Origin of the sequence: Hypericibacter adhaerens, from assembly GCF_008728835.1 — a bacterium.
In the GTDB taxonomy this organism is placed as follows: Bacteria; Pseudomonadota; Alphaproteobacteria; order Dongiales; family Dongiaceae; genus Hypericibacter; species Hypericibacter adhaerens.
This window is the reverse complement of the sequence record NZ_CP042582.1, coordinates 1,722,802-1,741,342: the sequence shown is the minus strand read 5'-3', so window position 1 is coordinate 1,741,342 and position 18,541 is coordinate 1,722,802. Positions and strand designations below refer to the sequence as shown.

At 66.2% G+C, this 18,541-nt stretch carries 5 protein-coding genes; all 5 read right to left on the bottom strand.

From position 1 onward, the window contains the following. Positions 1 to 109: 109 nt before the first annotated feature. Entirely contained in the window at positions 110 to 7,861 is a 7,752-nt protein-coding gene (locus FRZ61_RS07590) for a calcium-binding protein (RefSeq protein WP_151116245.1), read from the bottom strand. A 382-nt stretch (positions 7,862 to 8,243) separates the two neighbouring features. Beyond that, the gene (locus FRZ61_RS07585; RefSeq protein WP_151116243.1) at positions 8,244 to 10,097 is read right to left on the bottom strand and encodes a calcium-binding protein; all 1,854 of its coding nucleotides are present in this window, start codon (positions 10,095 to 10,097) and stop codon (positions 8,244 to 8,246) included. Between the two features lie 307 nt (positions 10,098 to 10,404). Continuing rightward, entirely contained in the window at positions 10,405 to 13,629 is a 3,225-nt protein-coding gene (locus FRZ61_RS07580; protein WP_151116241.1) for a calcium-binding protein, read from the bottom strand. Between the two features lie 282 nt (positions 13,630 to 13,911). Continuing rightward, a complete protein-coding gene (locus FRZ61_RS07575; protein WP_151116239.1) occupies positions 13,912 to 17,304 on the bottom strand; it encodes a calcium-binding protein in 3,393 nt (1,130 codons plus the stop codon). Positions 17,305 to 17,538: 234 nt separating this feature from the next. Continuing rightward, entirely contained in the window at positions 17,539 to 18,471 is a 933-nt protein-coding gene (locus FRZ61_RS07570) for a LysR family transcriptional regulator (protein WP_191909346.1), read from the bottom strand. Positions 18,472 to 18,541: the final 70 nt, after the last annotated feature.

Genomic DNA, 18,541 nt, shown 5'->3' with positions numbered 1-18,541 from the left:
AGGAGCCGCGACGCGCGGGCCCGGCGTTCTCGAGCGGCCGCCGCCACAAAAAAAGCGGGCGCCCCCGGACAGGGCGCCCGCCGTTTGATCGAACCGATCGCGGGGTCGATCAGGAGGCGTTGACCGTCACCCCCTGCTCGATCGCCACCTGGTGTCCCTGATCGTCGGCATAGACATTGAAGGTGCCGCTGCCATAGGTCGCCGTGTCCGTCATGGTCATGGTGCCCAGCAAGGTGAAGTGGTGCGAGCTGGTCGCGTTGAGATTGACTGTATCGTGGGTGCCGCCCGTGTCTCCACGGATCACCAGACCGATCGCGGCGCTGTTGAAGGTTTCGCCCGTGCCGCCGTTCTGCGAGAAGTCGAGGACGTCGGCGGCGTTCAGCGTCACCGAGTTGGCGGCCCCGCTGCGTAGATCGAGCATCTCGATGCTGTTGGTGTTCTGGTCGAACGTCGTGAAGTTCTGGTTGCCGGTCACCTTCAGCGCGTCGTGCCCGTTGCCGCCGTCGTAAGTGGCACCGTGATCGCCGAACACGATCAGGTCGTTGCCGTTGTCGCCGAACAGCTGGTCATGCGAGTCGTCGGCACCCGACAGCGTGTCGTTGCCCTCGCCGCCGTGCAGCGTGTCCCTGCCGTCGCCGCCGTCGAGGCTGTCATTGCCGTTGTCGCCGTTGAGCTGATCGTTGCCCTTGCCGCCGAACAGCGTGTCGTTGTCGTCGCCGCCGCTCAGGGTGTCGTTGCCGTTGTCGCCCGAGAGGCTGTCGTTGCCGTTGCCGCCGGAGAGGCTGTCGTTGTCCCAGCCGCCGAACAGCGTGTCGTCGCCATCGCCGCCGATGAGCGTGTCGTTGCCGTTATCGCCGTGCAGCTGATCGTTGTCGGCACCGCCATCGAGGCTGTCGTTGCCATCGCCGCCGTAGATGGTGTCGTTGCCGGCGTCGCCGAAGAAGGTGTCGTTCCCACCGTCGAACTTGCCGTCGAAGATGTAGTCGTTGCCGGCGCGGCCATGGGCAAGATCGTTGCCGTCCCCGCCGTTTATGGTGTCGTTGCCATCACCGCCATCGAGCGTGTCGTTGCCGTTGCCGCCATAGATCAGGTCGTTGTCGACGTCGCCCAGGATGCTGTCGTTGCCGTTGTCGCCGTAGAGGGTGTCGTTGCCGTCGGCGCCCCCGTCGCCCAGGATGGTGTCGTCACCGCCACCGCCATGGATGAGGTCGGCTCCGTTACCGCCCAACAAGACGTTGTTGAAGTTGTCGCCCGTGATGGTGTCGTTGAAGTTCGAACCCGTCACATCCTCGAAATTGCTGACGGTGTCCGTGCCCTCCGCGCCGGTCGCGATGCCGGCGCCGAGATCGACGATGACCGAGCCACCCGCATGGGCGTAGCTGAGCGTGTCCTCTCCGGCATTGCCGCCGTCGAGCACGTCGTTGCCGTTGCCGCCCTCGATCTTGTCGTCGCCCTGGTCGCCGGTGATGTTGTCGTTGCCGTCACCGCCGAAGATCGAGTCGTTGCCCTGATCGCCGCTGATATGGTCGTTGCCGTTGCCGCCATCGATCGTGTCGGCGTTGTCGTCGCCCTCGATCGTGTCGTCGCCGTCGCCGCCATAGATCAGGTCGCTGCCTTCGTTGCCGGCCAGGTGGTCGTTGCCGTTGCCGCCATCGATCGTGTCGGAGTTGGCACCGCCCAGGATCGAGTCGTTGCCATTGTCGCCGAAGAGCTGGTCGTTCCCGTTGCCGCCGAAGATCGTATCCTGATCCTCGCCGCCATGGACGGTGTCGTCGCCTTCGTCGCCATAGAGCGAGTCGTTGCCGTTGCCGCCGTCGATGCTGTCGTTGCCGTTCTGGGCCAGGCCGTCGTCACCATGGATGGTGTCGTTGCCATCGCCGCCGGTTAGCGTGTCGTTTCCGCTGTTGCCCAGGATGGTGTCGTTGCCGTTGCCGCCGTCGACGCTGTCGTTGCCGTTGCCGCCCAGGATCGTGTCCTGATCGTCGCCACCCTCGATGGTGTCGTTGCCGTTCTCGCCGAAGAGGCTGTCGTTCAGGCCGCCGCCATCGATCGAGTCGTTGCCGTTGCCGCCATAGACGGTGTCGCCGCCGTCCCCGCCGAAGAGCGTGTCGTTACCGTTCTCGCCGAGGATGCTGTCATTGTCCCCACCGCCGTAGACGGAGTCGTCCCCCTCGCCACCGTAGATGGTGTCGTTGCCGTTGCCACCGTCGATGGTGTCGTTGCCGTTGTCGCCGTAGAGGGAGTCGTTGCCGTTGTCGCCGTTCAGGCTGTCGTCGCCCTCGCCACCCCGGATCGTGTCGTTGCCAGCACCGCCATAGAGCAGGTCGTTGCCGTTCTGGCCAAGGATCGTGTCCTCGCCATTGTCGCCGAGGACGGTGTCGTCGCCATCGTTACCGAAGAGGGTGTCGTTGCCGTCCCCGCCATGGATGGAGTCGTTGCCGTTATCGCCGAAGATCGAGTCGTTGCCGTTCTCGCCATAGATCACGTCGTTGCCGGCACCGCCATGGATGAAGTCGTTGCCGTTGCCGCCATAGATCAGATCGCCGGCATAGACCGTCTCGCCGAACAGCCCGTCATTGGGGCCGGGCCCGTCGCCATAGATAGTGTCGTCGCCGTCGCCGCCATAGAGGAAATCGTTGGCATAGACGACGTCGTTGCCGTCGCCGCCGTCTATGAAGCCGTCGCCGACGATGGAGTCGTTGCCGTTGCCCCCCTCGATCTGGTCGTAGGCGAAGATCAGATCGTTGCCGTTGCCGCCGATGATCGAGTCGCCGACCAGCGTATCGTTGCCCTCGCCGCCGCCGATCCAGTCGTTGTCGACGATGAAGTCGTTGCCATCACCGCCGGCAATCTGGCTGCCGAGCACCGTATCGTCGCCGCTGCCGGCGTCGAGATGATCGCCGTCGAAGATCTGATCGTCGCCGGCGCCGCCGTCGATCCGGCCGCCGTTGACCGTGTCGTTGTCGATTCCGGCGTAGATGTGATCCATCGCGACGATGTAGTCCTGGCCGTTGCCGCCGCGGATGGAGTCGCCGATCACGCTGTCATTGCCGTCGGCCACGATGGAGTCGTTGTCGTTGATCGTGTCGTCGCCGTCGCCGCCGTCGATCGAGCTGCCGACGATGGTGTCGTCGCCGGCCTGACCATAGATCGTGTCGTTGTCGGTGATGTCGTCGTTGCCGTTCCCGCCGTCGATCTGGCTGCCGAGAACGGTGTCGTTGCCGTCGCCCGCCAGGATGTAGTCGTTGTCGGTGATGCAATCGTCGCCCTCGCCGCCGGCGATCAGGCCGCCGACGATCGTGTCGTCGCCATTGCCGCCGTCGATGGAGTCGGAGCCCACGATCTTGTCGTTGCCGTTGCCGCCGAAGATGCTGTCGCCGAGGATCGAGTCGCTACCCTCGCCGCCATAGATCGTGTCCTGGCCGAACAGCTTGTCGTCGCCATTGTCACCGAAGATCGAGTCACCGGCGATCGTGTCGTTGCCGTTGTCGCCGCTGATGTAGTCGCCGGCACGGACGGTGTCGTTGTCCTCGCCACCCGAGATCTGGCCGCCGAGGATGTAGTCGTCGCCGTTGTTGCCGTTGATGCCGTCGTAGCTGACGACACTGTCGTTGCCGTCGCCGCCGTAGATCTGGTTGCCCTCGATGCTGTCGTTGCCTTCCCCGCCGTAGATGCCGTCGCCGGCATAGATCGTGTCGTCGCCGTTGTTCCCGGCGATCAGGCCGCCGTGGATCGTGTCTTCGCCGGCGTCGCCGAAGATCGTGTCGTGGCTGGTGATCACGTCGTTGCCGTCGTTGCCCTGGATCTCGTCGCCGCGGATGGTGTCGTTGCCGTCGCCGCCCGAGATATAGTCGTCGGCATTGATCGTGTCGTTGCCGGCACCGCCGGTGATCTTGCCGCCGAAGATCGAGTCGGCGCCGTTGTCGCCGTAGACGTTGTCCTGGCTGTAGATGCTGTCGTCGCCGTCGCCGCCGCTGATGGCGTTGCCGTCGATCGTGTCGTTGCCCGACCCGCCGCGGACATAGTCGCCGGCATAGATGCTGTCGTTGCCGTTGTCGCCGGCGATCTGGCCGCCCGAGATCAGATCGTCGCCCTTGCCGCCGTAGATGTCGTCGTGGCTGCTGACATAGTCGTTGCCGTTGCCGCCTTGGATGTCGTCGCCGGCAATCGTGTCCTTGCCGTCGCCGCCCGAGATGCAGTCGTGGGCATCGATCGTGTCGTCGCCGTTCCCGCCCGAGATCTCGCCGCCAAGGATCGAATCGTTGCCGTTGTCGCCGTAGATGTCGTCGGAGCTGTCGATGCTGTCGTTGCCGTTGCCGCCCTCGACGGTGTTGCCGGCAATCGTGTCGTTGCCCGACCCGCCCGAGATGCAGTCGCCGGCATAGATGGAGTCGTCGCCGTTGTCGCCGGTGATGCTGCCGCCGAAGATCGAATCCTCGCCGTCGTCGCCAGCGATGTCGTCGTGGCTGCTCACATAATCGTTGCCGTTGCCGCCGGTGATCCGGTCGCCGGCGATCGTGTCGTCGCCGTTGCCGCCCGAGATGCAGTCGCCGGCATAGATGCTGTCGTTACCGTTGTCGCCCGAGATGAAGCCGCCGGCGATCGAATCGTCGCCGTCGTCGCCGTCGATCCGATCGTGGCTGCAGATCAGGTCGTTGCCGTCGGCGGCGTTGTCGCCCCAGATATCGTTGCCGGCGATGGTGTCGTCGCCCGAGCCGCCGGAGATATCGTCGCCGGCATCGATCGTGTCGTTGCCGTTGTTGCCGCCGATCTTGCCGCCGAAGATGGTGTCGTCGCCGTTGTCGCCGGTGATGTCGTCGTGGCTGCTGATCGAGTCGCTGCCGTCGCCGCCGTGGATCACGTCGCCATCGATGGTGTCGTCGCCATTGCCGCCGGAGATGCAGTCGCCGGCATAGATGCTGTCGTTGCCGCTGCCGCCGGCGATGTTGCCGCCCTCGAGCGTATCGGCGGCGTCGTTGCCCTCGATATGGTCGTAGGCATAGATCAGGTCGTTGCCGTCGCCGCCGGCGATGGAGTCGCCCACGACCAGGTCGTTGCCGGCGCCGCCATAGATATCGTCGCCGGCATTGATCGTGTCGTTGCCATTGTCGCCGAATATCCGGCCGCCCTCGATGATGTCGTCGCCGTTGTTGCCGGCGATGTCGTCGTGGCTGTCGATGCTGTCGTTGCCGTCGCCGCCGAAGATGGCGTTGCCTTCGATGCTGTCGTCGCCGTTGCCGCCGCTGATGCAGTCGCCGGCATAGATGCTGTCGTTGCCGCTGCCGCCCTGGATCTTGCCGCCGAAGATCGTGTCGGCGCCGTTGTCGCCATCGATCTGGTCGTGGCTGGAGATATAGTCGTCGCCGTTGTTGCCGTTGATCTGGTCGCCGTTGATGACGTCGTTGCCGGACCCGCCGGAGATTCCGTCGCCGGCATAGATCGAATCGTCGCCGTTGCCGCCGGAGATCCCGCCGCCGAAGATCGAATCGTCGCCGTTGTCGCCGCGGATCGTGTCGTAGCTGTTGATATAGTCGTTGCCGTCGCCGCCGTGGATATCGTTGCCTTCGATCGTGTCGTCGCCGTTGCCGCCCGAAACGTAATCGCCGGTGTTGATCGTATCGTTGCCGTTGTCGCCGTCGATCTGGCCGGCGACGATCGAATCGTCGCCGTCGCCGCCGTAGATGTAGTCGCGGGAATAGATGTAGTCGTTGCCCTCGCCGCCCGAGATGGCGTCGCCGACGATCTTGTCTTCGCCTCTGTTCCCGTAGAGTTCGTCCCCGGCATAGATCGTGTCGTTGCCGGAATCGCCGTCTACCTTGCCGCCGAAGATCTTGTCGTTGCCGTCGCCGCCCGAGATGTCGTCGTAAGAGTCGATATAGTCGTTGCCGTCGCCGCCCGAGATGAAGTTGCCGGCCAGCGTGTCGTCGCCGTTGTCGCCATAGACGTCGTTGCCGGCATAGATGGAGTCGTTGCCGTCATTGCCGAAGACGAAGGCGCCGAAGATCGAATCGTTGCCCTCCTCGCCGTAGATCGTGTCCTTGTTGAAGATCAGGTCGTTGCCGTCGCCGCCATAGATCTCGCCGCCGCCGATGGTGTCGTTGCCGCTGCCGCCGTAGATCTTGTCGTCGTTGCTGATGGTGTCGTTGCCGTCCTCGCCCTGGATGTAGCCGCCGAGGATCGAATCGTCGCCGGCCCCGCCATAGATCTTGTCGTCGTCCTGGACGTAGTCGTTGCCGGCGCCGCCCGAGATGTAGCCGCCGACGATCTTGTCCGCGCCGTCCTCGCCATAGATCGTGTCGTCGTCGTAGATGACGTCGTCGCCGTTGCCGCCGAGGATGAGGCCGCCGACCACGAGGTCGTTGCCGGCGCCGGCGGTGATGTAGTCGTCGGCATAAACCGTGTCGTCGCCCGCGCCCTCGCTCAACGTGACGTTGGCGAAGGTGATCGAATCCTCGAGATCGTCGCAATTGCAGGGATCGAGATAGGCGACGAGCTTGGTCGCGTCCGCGCCGCTCTTGTCGCCGAAGATCGCGTCGCCGAAGATCTTGTCGCTGCCGCTGCCGCCGTCGATCGTGTCCTCGGCGTTGAACAGGTCGTTGCCGGGCCCGCCGAACATCTTGTCGCCGGTGATCGTGTCGTCGCCGCCGCTGCCGAGGATCCAATCCCGGCCGGTGAAGACGTCGTCGCCGAGGCCGCCGACCATCTTGTCGCCGACGAGGATGTCGTTGCCCTCGCCGCCGTCGATGGTGTCGTCGCCATGCAGCGTGTCGTCGCCACCGGAGCCCAGCAGCTTGTCGCCCACCACCAGGTCGTTGCCCTCGCCGCCGACGAGCGAATCGTCGCCGCCGATGGAATCGTCGCCGTTGGTGCCGATGATGTGGTCGCCGATGATGGTGTCGCTGCCGGCGTCGCCGACCAGCGTGTCGTTGCTGCCGGCGAAGAAGAAGTCGCCGCCATTGCCGCCCTTGGCGGAGAAGAGGCTGTCGCAGGTCGTGTCGCCGACCAGCTTGTCGTTGCCGGTGCCGCCGGAGACGATGTCGTTCAGCCTGCCGCCGAAGATCTTGTCGTCGCCGGAATCGCCGAAGAAGCCGTGATTGGGGTCATAGAGGATGGCGTCGGCGTGGGTCTGGTCGCTCGGCAGCCAGACATGATCGTCGCCTTCCTTGGCGTGATAGAAGCAGTCGGGGTCGTAGAACACGCCGACCGCACCCGTCACGGAATCGAAATCCACGCAGTCGTTGTTCGGCGTGAACAGGCAGTTGAGGCCGTTGTCCAGCTTGTCGGGCGGGCCGGTCAGGGGTTCCGGCACGCCATAGAGCAGCGCCGTGGGTCCGATCGGGCCGTTGTCCAGAAGGCCGGCGATCAGACCCGCCAGGCCGAAGGGGGTGAGGAAGTGGCCGGTATTGGCCGTGCCCGTGCCGGCCTGGGCTCCGCCAGCGGCAGTGGGCAGCTCGCCCACGCCCAGGGCCGCGAGGAACTCGTCCATGCTCATGCCGACCAGGAGCACATGACCGCCGTCGGGGGTCGTGATCTCGATGCCGTCGGGGGTCTCCGTCACTTCCGACTTGGCGATGTCGAAATCGAGCTTCAGCTGCTCGTCGGCCGTGACCTCCACCTTCACAGTCTCGCCGGCGGCGGGCTCGTTCACCTCGACGACCTTGGCGGCCGCGAGCTGCACCTCGCCCGGCTGCACGGCGTCTGCCTGGTGGGCCTGACCTTGAGGGTCGGCCGCGGCAGCGCCCGGCTGGGTCTGGACCTGCGCGGTCGCGTCCGGATGCGCCTGCGTGGCGCTGTGCGTGTCGGAGCTCGACGCGGTCTGATCCTGGCCGGCAGAGATCGGAGTGGTGGAGTCGGTCGCCATAATTGCCCCCCTGGATGGGTGCGGCGCGCCTCATGCACGCCGCCAGCGCGCGGGACCTCCCGCTTTCGCTGTGGCAAAAATTAGCGATCTCTTAAGGGCCAACAATGTTAATGCGGACTAAATCGATACACCCCAATGGTAGATGGAGGTATTGTAATTTTTGCCATCCGATAAGCCGCTGAGCTTCATGAACTATTAGAAAGAATTCGCGGCAAAACCCGCTCGAATGCGGTTCTGCGCGGCCGTCGGAACAAGAATCGAGGCGCTCTTCGGGCATTGCCGCCGGCGCGATGACGCGCGATGGCTTCGCGATACGAAAGCGGGCGCCGAGACGTCCGGCGCCCGCCCTCACCGAGCCGGCCTGAAGGCCGCTCGCACGCGATCAGCTGTCGACGACCGTGACTCCCTGCTCGACCGCGACCGTGTGCGTGCCGTCGCTATAGACATCGTAGGCCGCGCCGCCATAGGCGGGATCGCTCAAGGCCACGCCGCTCGCCTGCAGCGTGAAATGAACGCCGCCGGTGCTTTGCAGGCCGACACTGTCGCCGCCATCGCCTCGAGCCACGAGATCGATCGCCTGGCCGTTCCAGCTTTCGCCCGTCGCGCCGCCGAAACCGACGATGTCGGCGGCGTTCAACGTCACGCTGTTGGCCGCACCGCTGCGCAGGTCGAGGACCTCCAGGCCGCCGGCGTTCGGCACGGCCGCGGTGAAATCGACATTGCCCGAGATCGCCAGGCTGTCGATCCCGCCATCGCCCTCGTAGCGGTCCCCGAGCCCGTTGAAGACCAGGATGTCGTTGCCGTCGCCGCCGAAGAGCTGGTTGAGGCCGCCGCCGCCATCCAGCGTGTCGTCGCCATCGCCGCCGGTGAGGGTGTCGTCGTTGCCGCCGCCCGCGATCCGGTCGGCGCCTTCGTTGCCCGACAGCAGATCGTTGCCCTCGCCGCCCTCGATCTCGTCGTCATCCTCGCCGCCCGAGATCTGATCGTCGCCGGCATCGCCGAAGAGCCCGTCATGGCCGCCGACGGCCGTGATGAAGTCGTTGCCGTCGCCGCCATGGACGGTGTCGTCGTCGGGGCCGGCCTGGAGGGTGTCGTCCCCGGCGCCGCCGAGGATCGAATCCGTGCCGCCGCCGCCGATCAGGACGTCGTGGCCGTTGCCGCCGTCCAGCGTATCGTCGCCATTGCCGCCATCGAGCGTGTCATTGCCGTTGTCGCCGCGCAGCAGGTCGTCGCCGCCGCCGCCGACCACGGTGTCGTGGCCCTCGCCGCCCACCACCGAATCGTCGCCATTGCCGCCGATCAGCGTGTCGTTGCCATTGTCGCCATAGAGCGTGTCGTCGCCCTCGCCGCCCTTGACGGTATCGTTGCCGCCCCAGGCCAGGAGCCGGTCGTTGCCCTCGCCGCCGACGATGGAATCGGTCCTGTTGTCGCCGAAGATGGTGTCGTCGCCGTCGCCGCCGCTGATGGTGTCGAAGCCGTTGCCGGCGTGGATCTCGTCGTTCCCGTTACCGCCATCGATCGTGTCCGGACCCTTGCCGGCGTAGATCGTGTCATCGCCGTCGCCGCCGAGGATCGTGTCCCCGCCCGCGCCGGCATAGATCAGGTCGTTGCCGGCATCGCCCTTGACGATGTTGTGGCCTTCGCCGGCCAGCAGCGTGTCGTCGCCTTCGCCGCCGACGATGGAATCGTCGCCCCAGCCGCCGACCACGGAATCGTTGCCGTTGTCGCCCTGCAGCGTGTCGTTGCCCCGCCCGCCGTCGAGCGTGTCGTCGCCGGTCCAGCCCAGGATCCGGTCGTTGCCGTTGTCGCCGTGGATGCGGTCGTCGGCGACGTCGCCGAACACGGTATCGTCGCCGTTGCCGCCGCGGATGGTGTCCTGCCCGTTGCCGGCATGGATCTCGTCATCGCCGTTGCCGCCGAGGATCGAATCGTCGTCGAACTGGCCGTAGATGGTGTCGTCGCCGTTCCCGCCGTTCAGCGTGTCGTCGCCGTTGCCGCCGAGGATGCTGTCATTGCCGTTGCTGCCGGTGATGCGGTCGTCGCCGTTGCGACCGTCCAGCGTGTCGTTGCCCCCACGGCCGTCGATCGTATCGTTGCCGTTCGTCCCGGCGAGATATTCGGAGAACCAGTTGCCCTGGATATGGCGCCCCTTGTCGCCGAGCGTGCCGTAGTGATTGCCGTTATTGCCATAGCCATAGGCAGCGTCGTTGCGCTGGGAGGACGAACCGCTGGACATGATGAGCCCCTGGTCTGCGCGGCGCCTTGTTCACCTGGGCCTCGGGTGAGCGACCTTGTCGCCATCGGCGCGCGGGGCGCCAAGCTAACGAACCGCTCATGCGCCGCTCAACATGGTTGTTAAGCGAGCCTACATATCGGAGTGATAGGTCCGGAAATTGTCACCGGGCGTCGCGGCGACGCGGGCAAACGGCGCCACGGCGTCCCTCTTTTGCCACAGCGCGGAACCGGTTGTGACGTCGCGCCGCCACAGCGGCGTCACGCGGACCCGTTGTCCGGTGACGCCGCCGTGCGCGGCATTGGCCTCGTCAGGTGGCGGTCACGGTCACGCCCTGCTCGACGGCGACCTGATGCGTGCCGTCGCTATAGACGTCGTAGAGCGTGCCGCCGCCGTAGGCCGGATCGCTCAACGCCACGCCGCTCGCCTGCAGCGTGAAGTGGGCGCCGCCGGTCTCCTGCAGATCGACATGGTCGCCGCCCCCGTCGCCGCGCACGACGAGGTCGATCGTATGCCCGTTCCAGCTCTCGCCCGTCGTGCCGCCGAAATCGACGACATCGGCGGCGTTCAGGCCGACGCCGTTTGTCGAGCCGTTGCGCAGATCGAGGATCTCGATCCCGCTGGCCGTGGGTCCCGAGGCGGTGAAATCGACGGTGCCTGAGATCGCCAGGCTGTCGATGCCGCCGCCGCCATCGTAGTGGCTGTCGATTGCGCCGAAGACCAGGGTGTCCTCGCCCTCGCCGCCGAAGAGCCGGTCGAGCCCGCCTCCGCCGTCGAGGCTGTCGTCGCCCGATCCGCCCTCGAGCGTATCGCCGCCGCCGCCGCCGCGAATCTGGTCCTGGCCGTCATTGCCCAGCAGATGGTCGTTACCCTCGCCGCCGACGATCACGTCGTCATCGTCGCCGCCGAAGATCACGTCGTCGCCATTGTCGCCGAGGAGGCTGTCATGGCCGCCGGCTGCGATGATGGAATCGTTGCCGTCCCCGCCATGGACCGTGTCGTCGTCGGGCCCGGCCTGGATCGTATCGTCGCCGGCCCCGCCGAGGATCGAATCGGAGCCGGTGCCGCCGGCGAGCAGGTCGTTGCCGTTGCCGCCATCGAGCGTGTCGTTGCCGTCGCTGCCGTCGATAGTGTCGTCGCCGTTATCGCCATGCATGAGGTCGTCGCCGGACTGGCCGAAGATGGCGTCGTTGCCCTCGCCGCCGACGGCCGAATCGCCGCCGTCGCCGCCGAGGATGGAATCGTTGCCGTTGTCGCCATGCAGGGTGTCGTTGCCGTCGCCCCCATGGAGCGTGTCGTCGCCGTCGAATCCCACGAGGCGATCGTCGCCATTGGCCCCGGCGATCAGATCGTCGCCGCTGTCGCCGAAGATCGTGTCGTCGCCGTTCTCGCCCAGAACGGTGTCGTTCTCGTTGCCGGCATGGATCTCGTCGTTGCCGGCGCCGCCCAGGATCGAATCGTCGCCGAACTGGCCATAGACGAGATCGTTGCCGTCGCCCCCCAGCACCGTGTCGTTGCCGGACTGGGCGAGGATGAAGTCGTCGCCATTGTCGCCTCGGATCAGGTCCTGGCCGTCGCCCGCCATCACGGTGTCGATGCCGTTGCCGCCCACGACGGAATCGTCGCCGATGCCGCCGAGGATCGAATCGTCGCCATTGTCGCCGTGCAGCGTATCGTTGCCCTCGCCGCCATCGAGCGTATCTTCGCCGTCAAACCCGACGAGACGGTCGTCGCCATTGGCCCCGATCACGAGATCGTTGCCGCTGTCGCCGAAGACCGTGTCGTTGCCGTTCTCGCCCAGAACGGTATCGTCCTCGCTGCCGGCATGAACCTCGTCATTGCCGGCGCCACCCAGGATCGAATCGTCGCCGAACTGGCCGTAGATGGTGTCGTCGCCGTTGTCGCCCTTGACGACATCCGCGCCCTCGCCCGCGAGAACCATGTCGGCACCGTTCCCGGCCACGACCGAATCGTCGCCGATGCCGCCGAAGATGGAATCGTCGCCGGTGTCGCCATGCAGCGTGTCGTTGCCGTCGCCGCCGTCGAGCGTGTCGTTGCCTTCGAAGCCGACCAGGCGGTCGTCGCCGTTCTGGCCGAAGAGACGGTCGTCGCCGGTGTCGCCGAAGACCCGGTCGTTGCCGTTGCCGCCCAGGATCGTGTCGTCGTCGTTGCCGCCATGCAGATTGTCGTTGCCCTCGCCGCCGAGGATCGAATCGTCGCCGAGCGAGCCGAAGATCGTGTCGTCGCCATTGTCGCCTTTGACAATGTCGTCGCCCCCGCCCGCTTCGACCATGTCGGCACCGTTGCCGGCCACGACAGAATCGTCGCCGATCCCGCCGATGATGGAATCGTTGCCATTGTCGCCGTGCAGCGTGTCGTTGCCGTCGCCGCCGTCGAGCGTGTCGTTGCCTTCGAAGCCGACCAGGCGGTCGTCGCCGTTCTGACCGGACAGGCTGTCGTCGCCGGTATCGCCGAAGATCTGGTCGTTGCCGTTGCCGCCCAGGATCGTGTCGTCGTCGCTGCCGCCATGCAGATTGTCGTCGCCCTCGCCGCCGAGGATCGAATCGTCGCCGAGCGAGCCGAAGATCGTGTCGTCGCCATTGTCACCGGTCAGCGTGTCCTCGCCCCGGCCGCCTTCGATACTGTCGGCCCCGTCGCCGCCCTGGATCAGATCGTTGCCCAGGCCGCCGCTGACGATGTCGTCGAGACCGCGGCCGAAGATCGTGTCGTCGCCGTCGTTTCCGAAGAAACCATGCAGCGGGTCGTAGAGGATCTCGTTGGCCTCGGTGATGTTGGAGGGCAGCCAGACCTCGTCGTCCCCCTGCTTGGCGAAATAGAAGCAGTCGGGGTCATAGATCACGCCTACCGCGCCCGTGACGGAATCGAAATCGACGATGTCCGGATTCTCGGTGAAGAGGCAGTTCAACCCGCCGGTTCCCGCAGCGGCCAGATCGAGCCGGTCGGGCGGCTCGGGCAGCGCCTCCGGGACACCGTAGGCGAGAGCGGTCGCGCCGAGCGGGCCGTTGGCGCCGAGCCCGGCCAGGAGGCCGGCGAGGCCGAACGGCGTCAGGAAATGTCCCTGGTTGGCGGCACCGCCGCCCGCGGCCGTGCCGCCCGCGGCCGTCTGGACCCCGGTGATGTCGCCGCCGCCCAGCGCCACCAGGAACTCGTCCATGGTCATGCCATGCAGCAGCACGGTGCCGCCGTCGGGCGTCACGATCTGGACGCCGTCCGCGGCCTCCGAGATCTGCGACTTGTCGATATCGAAATCGAACTTGAGCTGCTCCTGGGGCTGGACATCGACCTCGATTTTCTCCCCGGCCGGGGGCTCCTTCACCTCGACGGCCAGCGCCTGGGCGATCTGCTCCTGCTGCGGGTGGATGTCGGCCGGCGATGTCTCGCCCGGCGGCGGCGCAACGCCCGAGGGCGTTGCCGACGCGCCGGAACCGCTGGCGGGGGCGGGAGCGCTATGGTCGGTGTGGGAAACAGGCTGGCTCGGATCGAGAGAAAAAGGAACGGCGCTGTCGTTCGACATCGGGAACTCCTGTTTTAATTCGGCACGCTTCTCCCCCGGGGCGGGCGACATCACCGTCGCCACCTGCGCATTCATCAGTCACTCAATGAAGATTTCGACTCCCCCAGGTGAGAACTGCCCGACACTCCAAGACCCCGTGGCCGGAATTTGCCACAACGCAGCCCCTCACTACCTAACCCGATATGGATCAGCCTCAGCATTGCCACCGTATCTGCGCCCATGGCGCACGACGCCACAGACGCATCACACGGCGTTGTGAGTTGGGACAGGTTTCGTGACGGATTAGACCGTCACGGCGACGCCTTGCTCGATCGCAACCTGATGGCTGCCGTCGCTGTAGACGTCATAGAGCGTGCCGCCGCCATAGGCCGGATCGCTCAGCGTCACGCCGCTCGTCTGCAGCGCGAAATGCGTCCCGTTCGTCGCCTGGAGATGGACGGTGTCGGTCGTGCCGATGCCGGTATCGCCGCGGACAACCAGGTCGATATCGGGTTCGCTGGTGGTGCCGCCGAAATCGAGCACGTCGGCCGCATTCAGGGTGACGCTGTTCGCGGCACCGCTGCGCAAATCGAGCAGCTCGACGCTGCTCGTGTTCTGATCGAAGTTGTTAAACCGCACATCGGACTGTGTCACCGAGAGCGAATCGATGCCGTTACCGCCGTCATAGCCTTCGCTCTGGCTGCCGAAAACCAGCAGGTCATTGCCGTCGCCGCCGAAGAGCTGGTCGATGCCGTTGCCGCCATCGAGCCGGTCGTCGCCATTGCCGCCATCGAGCGTGTCGTTGCCCGCCTCGCCCGCGAGCGTATCGTTGCCCGCGCCGCCGGACAGGCTGTCGAAGCCGTTGCCGCCCTCCAGCGTGTCATGGCCGTCGTCGCCCGACAGGAAATCGTTGCCTTCACCGCCGGTGAGGAGGTCCTGCCCGTTGCCGCCGGAGAGCTGGTCGTTGGCGATGCCGCCATCGAGGCTGTCGTCGCCGTCATCGCCCTGCAGCGTGTCGGTGCCGTCGTCGCCCGACAGGACATCGTTGCCGGTTCCGCCCGAGATCCGGTCGCCGCCGCCGTTGCCCAGCAGGCTGTCGTTGCCGGCGTCGCCATGAAGGATGTCCCAGCCGCCGGCACCGAAGATCACGTCATTGCCGTCGCCGCCGGAAAGAGAATCGTCGTCGTTGCCGCGGCCGCTGTTCGGATCGGCGGGATTATCGCCATAGATCGTGTCGTCGCCGTTGCCGCCATCGATGGTGTCGTTGCCAAAGCGACCGAAGTTGCCGGCCAGCAGATCGTTGCCGTCGCCGCCCAAGATCGAATCGGCGCTGTCACCGCCATTGATCGTGTCGTCGCCCGCGCCTCCATAGAGGAGATCGCTGCTGCCCCCGCCTGCAATCAAATCGTTGCCGTTGCCGCCGTCGAGGGAACTCTGGAACGCATGGCCATCAGAATCGATCGGACCCCCGAAGTCCGAGAGCGTATCGTCGCCTTCCCCGCCATAGAGGGTGTCGTTGCCGAAACGCCCTTCGATCGAATCGTTTCCGGTCAGGCCATACAGAACATTGTCGGTATCGTCGCCGACGAGCGTGTCGCCCCATTGCGATCCCAGCAGGATCCCGAAGCCGTGGATCGTGTCGCCCTCGGCGTCGCCCCCGCTGCCCGCAAATACCGTTCCATCGGGCGACATCCGGATCGAGACGCCGATGGAAGACCCTTCATAGGTGACGACATCGGTGCCATCGCCGCCTTCGAGAGAATCGGCCCCGAGGCCGCCCATGATGGTGTCCTCTCCCACGCCGCCGCCGATGCTGTCGTTCCCAGCGCCGCCGGCCAGGACATCGTCCTGGTTGCCACCGTCGATCGTGTCGTCGCCGGCGCCCGCATCGACCCTATCGGCGCCGTCGTCGCCCAGGATGCTGTCATTGCCGTTGCCGCCGACGAGCCGATCGTCGCCGACGCCCCCGTCGATCCTGTTGGTGCCGTCGCCGCCGTCGATGCTGTCGTTGCCGGCGCTGCCGAAGATCGCGTCGTCGCCGTTCCCGCTGGTCAGGCGGTCGTCGCCGGAGCCGCCATCCAGGCGGTTGTCGCCATCGCCGCCGAGCAGCGTGTCGGCGCCGTTGCCGCCCTGCAGCCGGTCGTTGCCCGCACCGCCATCCATGCTGTCGTTGCCGGCGCCGCCGAACAGCACATCGTCGCCGGCAGCACCATAGAGCCTGTTCTCGCCGTCACCGCCGACGATGCTGTCGTCGCCATTGTCGCCGAGGAGCAGATCGTTGCCGTTGCCGCCGGTGAGAAGGTCGTTGCCGTCGTCGCCATGCTGGATGTCGTCGCCGTCGCCGCCGTCGAGCGTGTCGTTGCCGGTCCCGCCGAGCAGGCGGTCGATACCGAGACCGCCGAGCAGGCTGTCATTACCGTCGTCGCCGGCGAGGGTATCGTCGCCGGCCCCGCCATCGAGCCTATCGTTGCCGCTCGCACCGTGGCCCTCGTCATTGCCCTCGCCGCCCTCCAGCGTGTCATCGCCGACGCCGCCGCCGAGGAGGTCGTTGCCGTTGTCCCCTTGCGCGACGTCGTTGCCGGCGGCGCCATAGAGGCTGTCGTCGCCCTCCCCGCCCCGCAGGATGTCGTTGCCATTGCCGCCGTCGAGCGTGTCGTTGCCGCTCTCGCCGAAGATCAGATCGTTGCCGTTGTCGCCCTGGGCCCGGTCGTTGCCCGAACCGGCCAGGAGGGAATCGTCGTCATTGCCGCCGAGGATCGTGTCGTCGCCGTCACCGCTATGGATCGTATCGTTGCCGCTATCGCCACTGAGCTGGTCGTTGCCGTTGCCGGAATCGAGGCTGTCGGCGCCATCGCCACCATCGACCGTGTCGTTGCCCTCTGCAGCTTCCAGGCTGTCATTGCCGCCGCCGCCGAACATGGCATCATTGCCGTTGCCGCCCTCGAGACTGTCATCGCCGCCGAACCCGGCCACGAAGTCGTCGCCATCGCCGCCCACGACGGTACTGCTGCCAAAGCCGCCGGTGAGAGCATCGTCGCCGGCGCCGCCGAAGATCAGATCGCTGCCATTGTCGCCCGAGAGCTGATCGTTGCCGTTGCCGCCCACCAGCGTGTCGTTGCCGTTCTCGCCATGGGAGATGTCGTTGCCATTGCCGCCGACGATCGAATCGTCGCCGTCACCCGCGGGAATGACGTCATTGCCGTTTTCGCCCAGGATCGTGTCGTTGCCGGCGGAGCCGCGGGGATTGTCATTCCCGTTGCCGCCGTGGATCAGATCGTCGCCAGCGCCACCGTCGACGGTGTCATTGTCATTCCCGCCATAGAAAAGGTCGTTGCCGTTGCCCCCCAGGAGGGAGTCGCTGCCATTGTCGCCATAGACGGTATCGGCGCCGTCATCGCCGCTCAGCGTGTCGTTACCGGTCCAGCCCAGGAGCCGATCGTCCTCCGAGCCGCCGCGGACGCTGTCATTGCCGGCATCGCCGAAGATCGTGTCGCTGCCGCCGAGGCCGTCGAGCGTGTCGTTGCCATCGCCGCCATGGATCTCGTCATCGCCGTCGGTTCCCGGCAGGGAATCGTTATTGACTCCGCCGGAGATCACCGCATCGAGCGCCGCGGGTCCTGCGAGAGCGCTCGCGGCAAGCTCGATCGAATCGTGGAACGGAACGCTGCCGGCGAGTGAATTGGTCGCGCGCGTCATGGCTGGCCCCCTTGGCGATCGACGCGCCTTCTCACCTGGGCCTCGGGTGGGCGAAAAATCGCCACGCGCGTCGATTGCAACGCTAACGGGCGATTGCGCGCGCCTTCAATCACACTCTCATGTCAGCCGGTGCGGCCATGATTTGAACACAAGACCCCCGCCGGATGATCGGGCAATCAATTATCGGGCAGCGAAGGCCATGCGGCGGATGGCGCTCGCGGGTTGCACGGGCATTCAGGCCGCGGTGAAGGGATTCTCCACCGACCCTTTCGCCGGCGCGGGGCTGCGGATGATGTCGATGAGCGCCCGGAGCGCAGCCGGGACCTGACGGTGGCCCGGATAATAGAGAAAGAGCCCCTCGAAGGAAGGCGACCAGTCCTCCAGCACGCGCACCAGCTGGCCCGTGCGCAGGAACGGTTCCGCGACCGCCTCGAGCGTGTAGGCGATGCCCAGCCCGTCGACCGCGGCGCGAACGGCGAGCTCGGGATCGTTGACCATCACCCTGCCATCGACGGACACCGTCCGCGTCTTGCCGCCGCGCTCGAACGGCCATTCGAACACGGTACCGTCGGCGCCGCGACGGAACTGCACGCAACAATGGTGAGCGAGATCGTCGGGTGTGCGCGGCGCGCGCGCCCGTGCGAAATAGGCGGGAGCCGCGACCACCGCCACCTTCACCGGCCCCATCACCCTGACGACGATCATGTCGGCTTCAGCGCGATCCTGCGGGCCGATGCCGGCATCGAAACCTTTCGCCACGATGTCGACCGGCGCCTCGCCGATCTGGAGCTCCAGATGCACGTCGGGATAGGTGGTGAGGAAACGCTGCCAGACCGGCGCGATCACCGACGCCGCCGACAGGTGCGTCGCGTAGATCCGCAGGCGCCCGAAGGGCCGGCTCCGCTCCCGGTTGAGGTCCTCCAGCGCGCCGTTGATCTGGTCGATGGCCGGCCGCAGCCGCTCCAGCAGGCGAACGCCCGCATCGGTCAGCGATACGCTGCGCGTCGTGCGGTTGAGCAGGCGGACACCGTGCCGCTCCTCGAGCTGGCGCATCGAATGGCTGAGAGCGGAGGGCGTCACGCCGAGCCGCAACGCCGCCTCCCGGAAGCTGAGCTGGTCGGCAACGGCGATGAACGCGGTCAGATCCGCAAGGTCGCCGCGATGCATTGATGAGTTCCTTTCAACACCGAATGCAACAAATACAGGATTTTCAATCGCGCTCCTAGCGGACACCTTC